This is a genomic window from Pseudomonas xantholysinigenes (assembly GCF_014268885.2).
GTDB lineage: Bacteria > Pseudomonadota > Gammaproteobacteria > Pseudomonadales > Pseudomonadaceae > Aquipseudomonas > Aquipseudomonas xantholysinigenes.
In genome coordinates this window covers 3,240,990-3,257,048 of sequence record NZ_CP077095.1, presented here as the reverse complement: position 1 = coordinate 3,257,048, position 16,059 = coordinate 3,240,990, and the positions used below count along the sequence as shown (strand labels likewise).

Sequence of the window (16,059 nt, the reverse complement as noted above, 5' to 3'; positions counted from 1 at the left end):
TTTAAAGTTCCCCCTTTGCCAACGTCAGTCGAAGGTAAAGCACTGGTAAAGCCCCTTTGCTAAAACGATACCAGTGCTTATCGTTCACGCTCTCCACGCCGTCTTTCCCTGAACAAGGTTCGTTCAACCCATGCAAGCCTCCAATTCCCGTTCCCCCCGTCGCTGGCTGTTCGGCCTGCTGATCCTGCTGCTGGTGGCCTTGCTGGCCTGGTGGCTGTGGCCTGCAACGCCGGCCCACAAGGAGGCGAACGGGCGGCCGGGCAAGGGCGGGCGCCCGGGCTTCGGCGCTTCCGCCGACCCGGTGCCAGTGCGCGTCGAGCCGGTGCGCGTTGGTGACTTCCCGCTGTACTACAAGGCCCTGGGCACCGTCACCGCGACCAACACGGTCAACGTGCGCAGCCGAGTGGCCGGTGAGCTGGTCAAGATCCACTTCAAGGAAGGCCAGCAGGTCAAGGCCGGCGACCTGCTCGCCGAAATCGACCCGCGCTCCTATCGCATCGCCCTGCAGCAGGCCGAAGGCACCTTGGCGCAGAACCAGGCGCAATTGAAGAACGCCCAGGTCGACCTGGCCCGCTATAAAGGCTTGTACGCCGAGGACAGTATCGCCAAGCAGACCCTCGACACCGCCGAGGCCCAGGTGGGGCAGTTCCTCGGGTTGGTCAAGACCAACCAGGCGCAGGTCAACGATGCCCGCCTGAATCTCGATTTCACCCAGATCCGCGCGCCCATCAGTGGCCGGGTCGGCCTGCGTCAGCTGGACCTGGGCAACCTGGTGGCGGCTAACGACACCACCGCGCTGGTGGTGATCACCCAGACCGAGCCGATCAGCGTCGCCTTCACCCTCCCGGAAACCCAGCTCGACACCGTCCTCGCCCGCTACCGCAGCGGCGCTAGCCTGACGGTGGAGGCCTGGGACCGCGGCGACCAAAAACTGCAGGCCAGTGGCGTACTGGGCAGCCTCGACAACCAGATCGACACTACCACCGGCACCTTGAAGTTCAAAGGCACCTTCCAGAACCGTGACCACGCGCTGTTCCCCAACCAGTTCGTCAATGTGCGCCTGCTGGCTGACACCCTCAAGCAGGTGGTGCTGGCGCCGGCCGCGGCGATCCAGTTCGGCACCGATGGCACCTTCGCCTACGTGGTCGACAAGGACAGCAAGGTCAATATCCGCAAGCTCAAGGTCGGCCCCAGCGACGGTGACAACAGCGTGATCGTCGAAGGCCTGGCCGCTGGCGAGCGCCTGGTGCTCGAAGGCACCGACCGCCTGCGCGAAGGCACCAAGGTCGAGGTGGTCGACGACAGCTCGCAAGTGCCGACCACCCCCGGCCAGCACCTGCAGGGCCAGGATGCCAAGGGCTCGGCCGAGGTCGGTGAGTCGAGCTCCAAGGCGGGCGCATGAACCTTTCGCGCCTGTTCATCCTGCGGCCGGTCGCCACCACGCTGAGCATGCTGGCCATCGTCCTGGCCGGCCTGATCGCCTACAAGATGCTGCCCGTGGCGGCCTTGCCCCAGGTCGACTACCCGACCATCCGGGTCATGACCCTGTACCCTGGCGCCAGTCCGCAGGTGATGACCAGCGCGGTGACCGCGCCGTTGGAGCGCCAGTTCGGGCAGATGCCGGGTCTTGAGCAGATGGCCTCGACCAGTTCGGGCGGCGCCTCGGTGCTGACCCTGCGTTTCAACCTCGACATGAACATGGATGTCGCCGAGCAACAGGTGCAGGCAGCAATCAACGCCGCCAGCAACCTGTTGCCCAGCGACCTGCCGGCGCCACCGGTGTACAACAAGGTCAACCCGGCCGATACCCCGGTGCTGACCTTGGCCATTTCCTCGAAGACCCTGCCGCTGCCCAAGCTCAACGATCTGGTCGATACCCGCGTGGCGCAGAAGATCGCCCAGATCAGCGGGGTCGGCATGGTCAGCATCGCCGGCGGCCAGCGCCAAGCGGTGCGAATCAAGGTCAATGTCGATGCCCTGGCCGCCAACGGCCTGAACCTGGACGACGTGCGCACGCTGATCGGCGCCTCCAACGTCAACCAACCCAAAGGCAACTTCGACGGCCCGACCCGGGTGTCGATGCTCGACGCCAACGACCAGTTGCGCTCGCCGGCCGAGTACGCCGAGCTCATCCTCAAGTACAACAACGGTGCGCCACTGCGCCTGAAGGACGTCGCCGAGATCGTCGACGGCGCCGAGAACGAGCGCCTGGCCGCCTGGGCCAACCAGAACGAGGCGGTGCTGTTGAACATCCAGCGCCAGCCCGGGGCCAACGTCATCGAGGTGGTCGACCGGATCAAGGACATGCTGCCGTCGATCACCGACAACCTGCCGGCGGGCCTGGACGTCAGCGTGCTCACCGACCGTACCCAGACCATCCGCGCGGCGGTGCGCGACGTGCAGCACGAGCTGCTGTTCGCCATCGCCCTGGTGGTGATGGTCACCTTCGTCTTCCTGCGCCGCTTCAGTGCCACGATCATCCCGTCGATCGCTGTGCCGCTGTCGCTGATCGGCACCTTCGGCGTGATGTACCTGGCCGGCTTCTCGGTCAACAACCTGACGCTGATGGCGCTGACCATCGCCACCGGTTTCGTGGTGGACGATGCCATCGTCATGCTGGAGAACATCTCCCGCCACATAGAAGAGGGCGAGACACCGCTGCAGGCCGCGCTCAAGGGCGCCAGGCAGATTGGCTTCACCTTGATCTCGCTGACCTTCTCGCTGATCGCGGTACTGATCCCGCTGCTGTTCATGGCCGATGTGGTCGGGCGGCTGTTCCGCGAGTTCGCCATCACCTTGGCGGTGGCGATCCTGATTTCCCTGGTGGTGTCGCTGACCCTGACGCCGATGATGTGCGCGCGCTTGCTCAAGCGCGAGCCCAAGGACGAGGAGCAAAGCGGCTTCTACCGGGCCAGCGGCGCCTGGATCGACTGGTTGATCCGGCACTACGGCACCGCCCTGACCTGGGTGCTCAAGCGCCAGCCGCTGACCCTGCTGGTGGCCGTGGCCACCCTGGCGCTGACCGTGGTGCTGTACCTGATGGTGCCCAAGGGCTTCTTCCCGGTGCAGGACACCGGGGTGATCCAGGGCATTTCCGAAGCGCCCCAGGCCACCTCGTTCAGTGCCATGAGCCAGCGCCAGCAGTCTTTGGCCAAGGTAATCCTCGAGGACCCGGCGGTGCAGAGCCTGTCGTCGTACATCGGCGTGGACGGCGACAACGCCACCCTCAACAGTGGCCGCCTGCTGATCAACCTCAAGCCCCACGGCGAGCGCGACGTCACCGCCGCCGAGGTGATCGCCCGCCTGCAACCGCAGCTCGATCGGCTGGTGGGTATCCGCCTGTTCATGCAACCGGTGCAGGACCTGAGCATCGAGGACCGGGTCAGCCGCACCCAGTACCAGTTCAGCCTGTCGTCCCCCGACGCCGACCTGCTGGCCGAGTGGAGTGGCAAGCTGGTGCGCGCGCTGAAAGACCGCGCCGAGTTGCAGGACGTCGCCAGCGACCTGCAGGACAAGGGCCTGCAGGTGTACCTGGTGATCGACCGCGACATGGCCAGCCGCCTGGGGATCAGTGTGGCGCAAATCACCAACGCCCTGTACGACGCCTTCGGCCAGCGGCAGATCTCGACCATCTACACCCAGGCCAGCCAGTATCGTGTGGTGCTGCAGGCACAGGCAGCCGCCAGTCTCGGCCCGCAGGCGCTCGAGTCGATCCATGTCAAGGCTGCCGACGGTGGCCAGGTGCGCCTCTCGGCGCTGGCGCGCATCGAGCAGCGCCAGGCGCAGTTGGCCATCTCGCACATCGGCCAGTTCCCCTCGGTGATGATGTCGTTCAACCTGGGTCATGGCGCCTCCCTGGGCGAGGCGGTGCAGGTGATCGAGCAGGTGCAACGGGACATCGGCATGCCGCTGGGCGTGCAGACCCGCTTCCAGGGCGCCGCCGAGGCGTTCCAGGCCTCGCTGTCGAGCACCTTGCTGCTGATCCTCGCCGCCGTGGTGACCATGTACATCGTGCTGGGCGTGCTCTACGAGAGCTACATCCACCCGGTGACCATTCTTTCGACGCTGCCTTCGGCGGCGGTGGGCGCCTTGCTCGCGCTGCTGCTCAGCGGCAACGACCTGGGCATGATCGCCATCATTGGCATCATCCTGCTGATCGGCATCGTCAAGAAGAACGCGATCATGATGATCGACTTCGCCCTGGAGGCCGAGCGTCACCAGGGCATGAGCCCGCGTGACGCGATCTACCAGGCGGCGTTGCTGCGCTTCCGGCCGATCCTGATGACCACCCTGGCGGCGCTGTTCGGCGCCGTGCCGCTGATGCTCGCGACCGGATCCGGCGCCGAGCTGCGCCAGCCGCTAGGCCTGGTGATGGTCGGCGGTCTGCTGGTGAGCCAGGTGCTGACGTTGTTCACCACGCCGGTGATCTACCTGTACTTTGATCGCCTGGCGCGGCGTTGGGGCGATTCGAGTATGAGCGAGGAGGCGGTATGAGCAGCTTCCGGTGGCAAGCGGCAAGCGGCAAGCGGCAAGCTGATCGGAGTGGATGCAAGTACGGTGCTCACGCGCGCTTTTTCTTGCGGCTTGAAGCTTGCCGCTTGCCGCTTGAAGCATGGAGCGGGAAATGAACCTCTCCGGCCCCTTCATCCGCCGGCCGGTCGCGACCATGCTGCTGAGCCTGGCGATCATGTTGCTGGGTGGAGTCAGCTTCGGCCTGTTGCCGGTGTCGCCACTGCCGCAGATGGACTTCCCGGTGATCGTGGTGCAGGCCAGCCTGCCCGGCGCCAGCCCCGAGGTCATGGCCTCCACCGTGGCCACACCGTTGGAGCGCAAGCTCGGCAGTATCGCTGGGGTCACCACCCTGACCAGCAGCTCCAACCAGGGCTCGACCCGGGTGATCATCGGCTTTGACCTGGGCCGCGACATCGACGGCGCCGCTCGCGAGGTGCAGGCGGCGATCAACGCCACCCGCAACCTGTTGCCCAGCGGCATGCGCAGCATGCCCACCTACAAGAAGATCAACCCGTCCCAGGCACCGATCATGGTGCTGTCGCTGACGTCCGAGGTGCTGTCCAAGGGCCAGCTGTACGACCTGGCCGACACCATCCTGTCCCAGAGCCTGTCCCAGGTCAGCGGGGTAGGGGAGGTGCAGATCGGCGGCAGCTCGCTGCCCGCCGTGCGCATCGAGCTGGAGCCGCAGTTGCTCAATCAGTACGGCCTGGCCCTGGACGATGTGCGTACCGCGGTGGCCAATGCCAACCAGCGTCGGCCCATGGGCTTCGTCGAGGACGCCGAGCGGAACTGGCAGGTGCGCGCCAACGACCAGTTGGAGAAAGCCGAGGACTACAAGCCGGTGGTGATCCGCCAGCAGAACGGCGCGATCCTGCGCCTGTCCGACGTGGCCAAGGTCAGCGATGGCGTGGAAAACCGCTACAACAGTGGCTTCTTCAACGATGAAAGCGCGGTGCTGCTGGTGGTCAACCGCCAGTCCGGGGCCAACATCATCCAGACCGTCGAGCAGATCAAGGCCGAACTGCCGGCACTGCAATCGCTGTTGCCGGCCAGCGTCAAGCTCGATGTCGCCATGGACCGCTCGCCGGTGATCAAGGCCACCCTCAAAGAAGCCGAGCACACCCTGCTGATCGCCGTGGTGCTGGTGATCCTGGTGGTGTACCTGTTCTTGGGCAATTTCCGCGCCTCGCTGATTCCCAGCCTGGCGGTGCCGGTGTCGCTGGTGGGCACCTTCGCGGTCATGTATCTGTGTGGTTTTTCACTGAACAACCTGTCGCTGATGGCGCTGATCCTCGCCACCGGCCTGGTGGTGGACGATGCCATCGTGGTGCTGGAGAACATCTCCCGGCATATCGAGAACGGCGAGAACCCAATGCAGGCCGCCTACAAGGGCGCCAAGGAAGTCGGCTTCACCCTGTTGTCGATGAACGTCTCGCTGGTGGCGGTGTTCGTCTCGATCCTGTTCATGGGCGGTATCGTGCGTGGTCTGTTCAAAGAGTTCTCGATCACCCTGGCGGCGGCGATCATCGTCTCGCTGGTGGTGTCGCTGACCCTGACGCCGATGCTCTGCTCACGCTGGTTGAAGGTCCACGGCCCGCAGCAGCAGACCCGCCTGCAGCGCTGGAGCGATCACATCCACCAGCGCATGGTCGCCGGCTACGACCGCAGCCTGGGCTGGGCCCTGCGGCACAAGCGCCTGACCTTGCTCAGCCTGCTGGCGACCATCGTCCTCAACATTGCCCTGTACGTGGTGGTGCCCAAGACGTTGATGCCGCAGCAGGACACTGGCCAGTTGCAAGGTTTCATCCGCGGCGACGACGGGCTGTCGTTCACCGTGATGCAGCCGAAAATGGAGATCTACCGCCGGGCACTGCTCAAGGACCCGGCCGTGCAGAGCGTGGCCGGCTTCATCGGCGGCAACAGCGGCACCAACAATGCCTTCATGCTGGTGCGCCTGAAACCCATCGCCGAGCGCAAGGAGAACGCGCAGAAGGTCATCGAGCGGCTGCGCAAGGAAATGCCCAAGGTCCCGGGCGGGCGCCTGTACCTGATGGCCGACCAGGACCTGCAACTGGGCGGCGGCGGCCGTGACCAGAGCACCTCGCAATACCTCTACACCTTGCAGAGCGACGACCTGGCCGCGCTGCGCGAGTGGTTCCCGAAAGTCGCCGCCGAGATGCGCAAGGTGCCCGAGCTGACGGCCGTCGACGCCCATGATGGCGCCGGCACCCAGCAGGTGACCCTGGTGGTCGACCGCGACCAGGCCAAGCGCCTGGGGATCGACATGGACATGGTCACGGCGGTGCTCAACAACGCCTACAGCCAGCGGCAGATCTCGACCATCTATGACAGCCTCAACCAATACCAGGTGGTACTGGAGATCAACCCCCAGTACGCCTGGGACCCGAGCACCCTGGAGCAGGTGCAGGTGATCACCGCCGACGGTGCCCGCGTGCCGCTGTCGAGTTTCGCCCGCTACGAGAACTCGTTGGCCAACGACCGGGTCAGCCATGAAGACCAGTTCGCCTCCGAAGAAATCGCCTTCGATGTCGCCGAGGGCTACAGCCCCGACCAGGCCATGGCTGCGCTGGAACGCGCGGTGGCCAAGCTCGGCCTGCCGGAAGCGGTGATCGCCAAGCTCGGCGGCACCGCCAATGCCTTCACCAAGACGGCTGAAGGACAGCCGCTGATGATCCTCGGTGCCCTGGTGCTGGTGTATCTGGTGCTGGGCATCCTCTACGAGAGCTACATCCACCCCCTGACCATCCTTTCGACCTTGCCGTCGGCCGGGGTGGGGGCCTTGCTGGCCCTGTACCTGACCGGCGGCGAGTTCAGCCTCATCTCGCTGCTGGGGCTGTTCCTGTTGATTGGCGTGGTGAAGAAGAACGCGATCCTGATGATCGACCTGGCCCTGCAGTTGGAGCGCCATGAAGGCCTGTCGCCAGAAGAGTCGATTCGCCGCGCCTGCCTGTTGCGCCTGCGGCCGATCCTGATGACCACCCTGGCCGCGATCCTCGGCGCCTTGCCGTTGTTGCTCAGTCGCGCCGAAGGCGCCGAGATGCGCCAGCCCCTGGGCCTGACCATCATCGGCGGCCTGGTGTTCAGCCAGGTCCTGACCCTGTACACAACGCCGGTGGTCTACCTGTACCTCGACCGCCTGCGCCACCGTTTCAACCGTTGGCGCGGTGTGCGCACCGACGCTGCCCTGGATACCCCGCTATGAACTTTGCTCAGACTCGCATCCACCACGCCCTCAAGCTGCTGACCCAGGGGCGCGGCTCGCGCCTGCTCGGCGCCGGCCTGTGCGTGGCGATGCTCAGCGCCTGTACCCTGAGCCCGGACTACCACCGGCCCGAACTCAGCACCCCGGCACAGTTCAAGCAAGCCGACGGCTGGACGCAGGCCAAGCCGTCGGATGCCATCGCCCGCGGCGCGTGGTGGGAAATCTACGATGACAAGCAGCTCAATGCCCTGGTCGAGGAGCTGAACCGCAGCAACCAGACCGTGGCCCAGTACGAGGCGCAGTACCGTCAGGCCCAGGCCCTGGTGCGCAGCAGCCGCTCGGCGCTGTTCCCGTCGCTGGACCTGACCACCAGCAAGAACCGCTCGGCGCAGGGCACCGGCAGTTCCAGCTCCAGCCTGTCGAACAACAGCAGCGGTATTCGCAACACCTACAACGCCCAGCTTGGCGTGAGCTGGGAGATCGACCTGTGGGGCAAGCTACGCGAAACCCTCAATGCCAATGAGGCCAGCGCCGAGGCCAGCCTGGCCGACATGGCGGCGATCCGCCTCAGCCAGCAGTCGGAGCTGGTGCAGAACTACCTGCAACTGCGGGTGATCGATGAGCAGAAACGCCTGCTCGAGGCCACGGTGGCGGCCTATGAGCGCTCGTTGAAAATGAACGAGAACCAGTATCGCGCCGGCGTGGCCGGGCCGGATGCGGTGGCCCAGGCGCGTACCCAGCTCAAGAGCACCCAGGCCGACCTGATCGACCTGGCCTGGCAGCGCGCGCAGTACGAGAACGCCATTGCCGTGCTGATGGGCAAGGCGCCGGCCGATTTTGCCCTGGCCGCGAGCAACGACATCCCGGCGTTGCCACAGATTCCCGTGACACTGCCGTCGCAGCTGCTGGAGCGCCGCCCCGATATCGCCTCTGCCGAACGCAAAGTCATGTCGGCCAACTCGAATATCGGCGTGTCGCGCGCGGCATATTTTCCTGACCTGTCGTTGAGCATGAGCGGCGGCTATTCCAGCAGCAGTTTCAAGAACTGGATCGAGCTGCCCAACCGTTATTGGTCGGTGGGCCCGCAATTGGCACTGACCCTGTTCGATGCCGGCAAACGCAGCGCCGAGGTGGACCGCACCGTGGCGGTGTACGACCAGACCGTGGCGCAGTACCGCCAGACCGTGTTGGACGGGTTCAAGGAAGTCGAGAACTACCTGGTGCAGTTGAAGGTGTACGGCGACGAGGCGGTGGTGCGTCAGGAAGCGCTGGAGGCGGCGCGCGAGTCTTTGCGCCTGACCGAAAACCAGTACAAGGCCGGGTTGATCGGCTACCTGGATGTGGTGAACGTGCAGACCACGGCCTTGAGCAACGAGCGTAGTGTGCTGACGTTGCTGCAAGGGCGGTTGGTCGCGAGCGTGCAGTTGATTGCGGCGCTTGGCGGCGGATGGGATGCCCAGGCTGCGTTGGCCGAGCAGTGAGGCAGACGCGAAGCTGATGTGTTAGAGGTAGGAGCCGGCGCAGCCGGTGCCATCCCGGCAGCGTCTACTTCGCCATCCAGCCGATTGGCCAGTAGCGCGTGACGCTGTACCGCACCAGTGATCGCTCACAACACGTGGCGGTCGGCCATTTCTCGTGCACACTATGTGCAGCCACGTTGCCAGTGGCGCAATTGCATAGGGTGAGGAAGACAATGAGCGAACGCCGTCTGGCCCTGCCTGCGTTGTTGACGCTCGTCATGGTCTGGCTGTCCCAGGCTGCGCTGGCCGCGGGCGATTGCCAGCACCTCACGGCCACCGGCAATCCGGAATACCCCCCATATCTCTGGCGTGACCCAGAAAATCCCCGGCAGTTGATCGGCGCCAACGCCGACCTGCTCAAGCACCTGGCCAAGGCGCTGGGGTTGGTGGTGGATGTGGTGTATGTGGGGCCGTGGTCGCGGGCTCAGGAAGAGGTCAACACCGGGCGTGTAGACCTGTTGGCCGGGTATTTCCGCACCAACGCGCGCGAGCTGGTGACCGACTTCATCAGCCCGCCATTTCTCTACACCTCCAGCGTGGCCTGGGTGCGTAAGGGCGAAGGTTTCACCTACAACGACTGGTCCGACCTCAAGGGCCGACGTGGCGGGACCCTGGTCAACAACAGCCACGGCCAGGCCTTCGACGACTATGCCCGTGCCCAGTTGAACCTGGAGGCAGTGCCCAGCGCCTCGCAGGCGTTCCAGAAATTGCTGCTGAGGCGTAGCGACTATGTGGTCTTCGAGCAATACCCCGGCCTCGCCCTGGCCCGCACTCTGGATAAAGACGAGGCGTTGGATATCCTCGATCCGCCGATCTCAAGCGAAGGTTTGTACCTGGCGTTGTCCCGCAAATCTGGTTGCAATGTGCCGGCGCTACGGGAAAAGCTGGCGCGCAAGATGAGCGAACTGGTGGCCGGGCCGTTGCCGGGGCAACTGGTGGAGCAGAACCTGGAGCGCTGGCGACGCCAGCAAGTCGAATCCGTGCGGTAATTAGCCAAGGCCGCAGCCAATGGCTTTGATCTAATGCCCTTGGATGGGTGGCCTAAGCTGTTGCCTCGCGCACAATCACTCGCTGAGGCACTTCTTCATGAGCAGCAAGCCAACTGTCGTATTGGTACATGGTTTCTGGGGCGGGGCCGCCCATTGGGGCAAGGTGATCGTCGAATTGGCGGGCAGGGGCATCAATGATATTCGCGCGGTGGAGCTGCCCTTGACCTCCCTGGCCGACGATGCCGAGCGCACTCGCAAGATGGTGGCGCAGGTCCAGGGGCCGGTGTTGTTGGTAGGGCATTCCTATGGTGGGGCGGTGATTACCCAGGCTGGCAATCAGCCCAATGTGGTGGGCCTGGTGTTTATCGCGGCCTTTGCGCCAGATGCAGGCGAAAGCCCTGGCGGGCTTACCCAGCAGCATATCCCCAAGGCGGTGGCCAACCTCGCGCCGGACAGCGACGGTTACCTGTGGATCAAGGCTGACAAGTTCCACGAAAGTTTTTGCCAGGACCTTGCGGCCGATGAGGCGCTGGTCATGGCCGTGACGCAGAAGGCGCCGCTGGCGAGTACTTTTGCTGACGTAGTCAGCGATCCGGCCTGGAAGCACAAGCCTGCCTGGTATCAGATTTCCAGCGACGATCACATGATCGCGCCCGAGAATCAGCAGCGCATGGCGGCGCGGATGAGTCCACGCAAGACCCTTACGCTGGAGGCCAGCCATGCTTCGCTGGCATCCCGGGCGAAGGAGGTCGCTGGGTTGATCTACGAAGCCTTGGGCTGATTCAGCCTTTGCACTTGGCGACCACGACCTGGCAGGTGCGTGGTGTACCGCCCGAGCGGCTGGCGTAGCGCACGCAGCTGTCCAGTGACTTCTTGCTGGCCATGGCCAGGGTCGGGCCGAATGCCAGGCCGCCTTCGCCGCTGCTGGGCAGGGCTTTGGCGTAGCATTTGGAGCCTTGGGCCGCGTAGCGGTTGCTGTTGTGCTTGCTGGAACAACCTACAACCACGGCCATGGCGAACAAGGTGAGGACGAGCAAAGGGATGCGCCTGGGCAGGGTGGCCATCGCGAGCTCCTGAAGGTCGATAGTCGAGTGTTGGCCTGCTCAGTCTAGCGGGAGTCGCTTCGTTCGGGGTGGTGGATTGCAGCGTGCGCCCGTGTCCGGGGAGAACAATCGATAAATGGCAATATGCCTCTATTGCTCCGCGAAAGTGCTCTACCTCAAGCCTGGCAACGCCTATAGCCATATATTGGATCCATCCTTGCCAGTGAAAACCCCGTGCGTTTCGCTAAAGCTTGAGTACAATTATCGGCTTTTTCGGGCCCTCCCTCGGCCCGCTCCTGGAAGTACGCATGCTGATCGGTAGTTATTCCTCCTCGCTGGTGTTGATCTCCCTGTGCGTGGCCATTCTTGCCTCTTATACCGCCCTGGATCTGACCGGACGCATTGCCACGGCCAAGGGGCGCGCGGTGTACCTGTGGATGGCTGGCGGGGCGTTCGCCATGGGTATCGGCATCTGGTCGATGCACTTCATCGGCATGCTCGCCTTCAGCTTGCCCATCGAACTGGGCTATGACGCGGTGCTCACGGCGCTGTCGCTACTGATCGCGGTGGCGTCCTCGGGCTTTGCCCTGTGGCTGGTGAGCCAGCCGAAGCTGCCGCTGCTGCAGCTGGCGTTCGGGGCGCTGATCATGGGCACCGGTATCGCCTGCATGCACTACATGGGCATGGCGGCGCTGCGCATGCAGCCGGGCATCGACTACGACCCGACCCTGTTCGGTGCCTCGCTGGCCATAGCGGTAGGGGCGTCGGCCGCCGCGCTGTGGATTGCCTTCCGCCTGCGCCAGCACACGCCATACGTGCGGCAGATTCGTGGTGTGGCGGCGGTGGTGATGGGCATCGCCATCGTCGGCATGCACTACACCGGCATGGCCGCGGCCAATTTCCCCGAAGGCAGCTTCTGTGGCGCGTTGACCACGGGCCTGGCGGGCGATGGCCTGGACTACCTGGTGCTGATCACCACCCTGGCGGTGCTGTCGGTGGCCCTGCTGACCTCGGTGCTCGATGCGCGCCTGGAGGCGCGTACCGCGGAACTGGCCCGTTCGCTGACCCTGGCCAACCAGGAACTGACCCAGCTGGCCTTGCACGACACCCTGACCGGGTTGCCCAACCGCACGCTGCTGGCCGACCGGATCGAGCAGGCTATCGGCCGGGTGGCGGAGCAGGGCGGTTGCTTTGCCTTGATGTTCATCGACCTGGACGGCTTCAAGCCAGTCAACGATGCCTTCGGCCACCATGTCGGCGACCTGTTGCTCAAGGCCGTGGCGGCGCGCCTGCGCGGCCATCTGCACAGCCAGGACACCCTGGCGCGGATCGGCGGCGACGAGTTCGTGCTGCTGGTGGAACTGGACGAGCCAGACGATGCCATGAATGTCGCGGTCAAGCAGGTCAACCTGATGGCCAAGCCGTTCCGCGTGGCCGAACACGACCTGCAGCTGTCGGCGAGCCTGGGCATCGTCCTGTACCCGGGCAATGGCCTGGACCAGCACGAGTTGCTACGCAACGCCGACGCCGCCATGTACCACGCCAAGAGCGCCGGCAAGAACGGCTACAGCTTCTTCGACGCGTCGATGAACAGCAATGCACGCCAGCAGCTGCAATTGCTCCAGGACTTGCGCACGGCCCTGGAACACAACCAGTTCCGCTTGCACTACCAGCCCAAGTTCGACGCCGTGCAGCGCCAGCCCATCGGTGCCGAGGCGTTGCTGCGCTGGGAGCATCCGCAACACGGCCTGATGCTGCCGGACCGCTTCATCGGCCTGGCCGAGAAGACCGGCTTGATCATTCCCATCGGTGAGTGGGTATTAAGCGAGGCGTGCCGGCAGATGCGTCAGTGGATGGACGAAGGGCATGACGACTGGCGTATCGCGGTCAACCTCTCGGCGATCCAGTTCTGCCATGCCGGGTTGGTCGACAGTGTTGCCGCTGCCTTGGCCGACAACAGCCTGCCGGCCAACCGGCTGACCCTGGAAATCACCGAGACCACTGCCATGCGCGATGCTGATGCCAGCCTGCACGTGCTGCAACGGCTGTCGGACATGGGTGTTGACCTGTCCATTGATGACTTCGGCACTGGTTATTCCAGCCTGATGTATCTCAAGCGCTTGCCGGCCAACGAGCTGAAGATCGATCGTGGTTTCGTTCGCGACCTGGAGCAGGACAGCGATGACGCGGCGATCGTCTCGGCCATCGTCGCCCTCGGCCAGGCGCTGGGGCTGCGCATCGTCGCCGAAGGGGTGGAGACCGATCGCCAGCAGGACTTCCTGACCCGCCTGGGGTGTGATTCGCTACAGGGCTACCTGCTCGGCCAGCCGGTGCCGGCCGAGCAGTTCATGACAGGTTTGCAGGCGCTGCGGGCGCGGCAGCAGGCGGGCTAGACCGCGCTGCGCAGCGGGCTGGCGAGCAGGTCGAAGGTGTCCATCTCGGCCTCCACCGCCTCGATGATCCGTTCGACATCGGCCGCAGGCATGACCGTGGCGCAGGGAATGCCGGCCACCGCCAGCAGGGTTTCGCCAGTGGCCCGGTCGAACAGCCGGGCGACCATGCTGCGTGGCGCATCCATGCTGGCTTCGAAGCCCAGCGGATGGAAATGCCAACGCATCACCTGGCAGGCGTTGGGGAACGTCATCTTGTTCATGCCAGCCTCCTTGTTCGTGTCCTGAACGCGGTGAGTGCGCAGTGCTGCCAGTGTGGCCATCCTGGCCATCGGGACCTTAAACATAGCACCTGCCATGGCAGTGTTCCCTGGAAAATATGGCAAATGTACTAATGCATGACGGCGGTCACAGTCCCGTCACACTGACCGGCTGGCGGCCATTGGCCAGGGCAAACGTTTTCCCCTAGGGCCGCAGGCTGGCAGGGGACCGGGCTCTGCTATGTTTACCGGCAACGCTTTTCGGACCAGCGGCGCCGAGCGGGCAGACAGGGAGGTAGCCATGCGATATTCCACGCTTACCCAACGGATCGCCGGCGACGCTGCCTCGGCCTGGGATATCCATTACCAGGCCTTGGCCTTGCGCGAGCAGGGGCGCGAGGTGTTCCTGCTGTCGGTGGGCGACCCTGATTTCGACACCCCGGCCCCGGTGGTCGAGGCCGCCGTGGCCAGCCTGCGCCGAGGGGAAACGCACTACAGCGATGTGCGCGGCAGCCTGGCCCTGCGCCAGGCCATCGTGCGCCACAGTGGCCTGGCACTGGACCCGCAGCAGGTGGTGGTGACCGCCGGAGCGCAGTGCGCCTTGTATGCCACCTGCCAGTGCCTGTTCGAAGCAGCAGACGAGGTGATCGTGGCCGAGCCCATGTACGTGACCTATCACGCGGTGCTCGGGGCCTGCGGTGCCCGGGCAGTCCAGGTGTCGGTCAAGCCGGAGCAGGGCTTTCGCCTGGATCCGCAGGCCGTGGCGCGGGCCATCACGCCGCGTACGCGCGGGCTGCTGCTCAACAGCCCACACAATCCCACCGGGGCGGTCATAAGCGGCGCGGCGCTGGCGCAACTGGCCGAGCTTTGCCGGGCCCATGATCTGTGGCTGGTGTGCGATGAGGTATACCGAGGGTTGCAGTATGACGGCAAGGCACCGAGCCCGTTGACCCTGCCTGGCATGGCCGAGCGCTGCGTGGTCATCGACAGCCTGTCCAAGTCCCATGCCATGAGTGGTTGGCGGGTTGGCTGGGTGATCGGCCCGCCAGCGCTGGCCGGGCACCTGGGCAACCTGGCCATGGCCATGCTGTTCGGCTTGCCGGAGTTCGTCATGCAGGCGGCCTGCGTGGCGCTGGAGCAGGACTGGCCGCAGGTGCGACGGATGCGTGAGACCTACCGGCAGCGGCGCGACCGGGTCTGCGCCTTGCTCGAAGGCTGCCCTGGGGTTTGCGCCCAGCGGCCGGCTGGCGGCATGTTCGTGATGCTTGACATCCGTGGCACCGGGCTTGGCGCCCAGGCCTTCGCCCAGCGCCTGCTGGACGAGGAGGGCGTGGCGCTGCTGCCCGGCGATGCCTTCGGCCTCAGCGCGGCGGGGCATGTGCGGCTGGGCCTGGTGCTGGCGGTCGAGGCACTTGAAGAGGTGTGCCGGCGCATCGTGGCGTGCGCACAGCGTGTGTTAGTTGAGCAGGCCGGCGGCAATGTTGATGGTGAAGCCGAGAATCGCCGTGTTGAACACGAAGCCTACCAATGAGTGGGCCAGTACCACACGGCGCATGGCGCGGCCGGCGACGCCGATATCGGAGGTCTGCACCGCGACGCTGATGGTGAACGAGAAGTAGTGGAAGTCCCAGTAGTCGGGGTTGCGTTCGCCATCGGCGAAGCGCAACGGTGGTTCGTGGCGGTCGCCGGTATAGAACAACCGGGCATAGTGCAGGCTGAAGATGCAGCCGATCAGCAGCCATGAGCCCGCCACCGTCAACCCGGTATACAGGTAGTGCAGGGCTAGTGCGCTGCCTTCCAGACCCCGGCTGGAGACCAGTTGCAAGGTGACTGCGGCGAGGCTGGCGATGGCCGAGACGCACACGGTGATCAATACCAGGCCGGCGTTCTCGTCCTCCAGGCGGGCCACTTTGCGCACCTGCTCGGCATTGGCCCGCAGGCTCAGCCACAGCACCATCAGCAGGTAGAGCCAGACGCCGAGGTTCCAGCCAGCGAGGATGTGTTGCACACTATCGTCGGCTGGGATCAGCCAGCCACCGAGCAGGCCGGCCAACGTGGCGAAGCTCAGGCGGGGATGGGTGCGGGTGAGTCGAAGGAAAGCCATGGTGCCTCGTTGCCGGGG

The 16,059-nt window shown here is 64.9% G+C and carries 11 protein-coding genes; 8 read left to right on the top strand and 3 right to left on the bottom strand.

Translation table 11 applies throughout. From position 1 onward, the window contains the following. Nucleotides 1-130 precede the first annotated feature (130 nt). From HU772_RS14390 to HU772_RS14365, 6 genes are all read left to right on the top strand, one after another. Nucleotides 131-1,402 (top strand): MdtA/MuxA family multidrug efflux RND transporter periplasmic adaptor subunit, encoded by a 1,272-nt coding sequence (locus tag HU772_RS14390; protein ID WP_186654388.1) that lies wholly within the window; start codon nt 131-133, stop codon nt 1,400-1,402. Beyond that, nucleotides 1,399-4,494, top strand: a complete 3,096-nt coding sequence (locus HU772_RS14385; protein ID WP_186654396.1) for an MdtB/MuxB family multidrug efflux RND transporter permease subunit — start codon at nt 1,399-1,401, stop codon at nt 4,492-4,494. The genes HU772_RS14390 and HU772_RS14385 overlap by 4 nt, the downstream gene beginning before the upstream one ends. Nucleotides 4,495-4,624: 130 nt before the next feature. After that, entirely contained in the window at nt 4,625-7,735 is a 3,111-nt protein-coding gene (locus HU772_RS14380) for a multidrug efflux RND transporter permease subunit (RefSeq protein ID WP_186654402.1), read from the top strand. After that, nucleotides 7,732-9,216, top strand: a complete 1,485-nt coding sequence (locus tag HU772_RS14375) for an efflux transporter outer membrane subunit (protein WP_186654406.1) — start codon at nt 7,732-7,734, stop codon at nt 9,214-9,216. The genes HU772_RS14380 and HU772_RS14375 overlap by 4 nt, the downstream gene beginning before the upstream one ends. Before the next feature lie 212 nt (nt 9,217-9,428). Then, entirely contained in the window at nt 9,429-10,244 is an 816-nt protein-coding gene (locus tag HU772_RS14370; protein WP_186654411.1) for a substrate-binding periplasmic protein, read from the top strand. Nucleotides 10,245-10,341: 97 nt separating this feature from the next. Next, nucleotides 10,342-11,025, top strand: a complete 684-nt coding sequence (locus tag HU772_RS14365; protein WP_186654418.1) for an alpha/beta hydrolase — start codon at nt 10,342-10,344, stop codon at nt 11,023-11,025. A 1-nt stretch (nt 11,026) separates the two neighbouring features. On the opposite strand, the gene HU772_RS14360 is transcribed toward HU772_RS14365, so the two are convergent. Continuing rightward, on the bottom strand, nt 11,027-11,308 hold the full coding sequence (locus HU772_RS14360; RefSeq protein WP_186654425.1) for a hypothetical protein: 282 nt from the start codon (nt 11,306-11,308) through the stop codon (nt 11,027-11,029). Nucleotides 11,309-11,595: 287 nt separating this feature from the next. Between HU772_RS14360 and HU772_RS14355 the strand changes: the two genes are divergently transcribed. Next, nucleotides 11,596-13,680 (top strand): putative bifunctional diguanylate cyclase/phosphodiesterase, encoded by a 2,085-nt coding sequence (locus HU772_RS14355; RefSeq protein ID WP_186654436.1) that lies wholly within the window; start codon nt 11,596-11,598, stop codon nt 13,678-13,680. On the opposite strand, the gene HU772_RS14350 is transcribed toward HU772_RS14355, so the two are convergent. Next, nucleotides 13,677-13,940 (bottom strand): DUF1652 domain-containing protein, encoded by a 264-nt coding sequence (locus HU772_RS14350; protein WP_186654441.1) that lies wholly within the window; start codon nt 13,938-13,940, stop codon nt 13,677-13,679. The two genes, HU772_RS14355 and HU772_RS14350, sit on opposite strands and share 4 nt — an antisense overlap. A 298-nt stretch (nt 13,941-14,238) precedes the next feature. Here HU772_RS14350 and HU772_RS14345 point away from each other — a divergent pair, with 298 nt between their 5' ends. Continuing rightward, entirely contained in the window at nt 14,239-15,468 is a 1,230-nt protein-coding gene (locus HU772_RS14345) for a pyridoxal phosphate-dependent aminotransferase (RefSeq protein ID WP_186654452.1), read from the top strand. Here HU772_RS14345 and HU772_RS14340 read toward each other — a convergent pair. Beyond that, on the bottom strand, nt 15,394-16,041 hold the full coding sequence (locus HU772_RS14340) for a DUF1345 domain-containing protein (protein WP_186654455.1): 648 nt from the start codon (nt 16,039-16,041) through the stop codon (nt 15,394-15,396). The genes HU772_RS14345 and HU772_RS14340 overlap by 75 nt on opposite strands. Between the last annotated feature and the right edge of the window lie 18 nt (nt 16,042-16,059).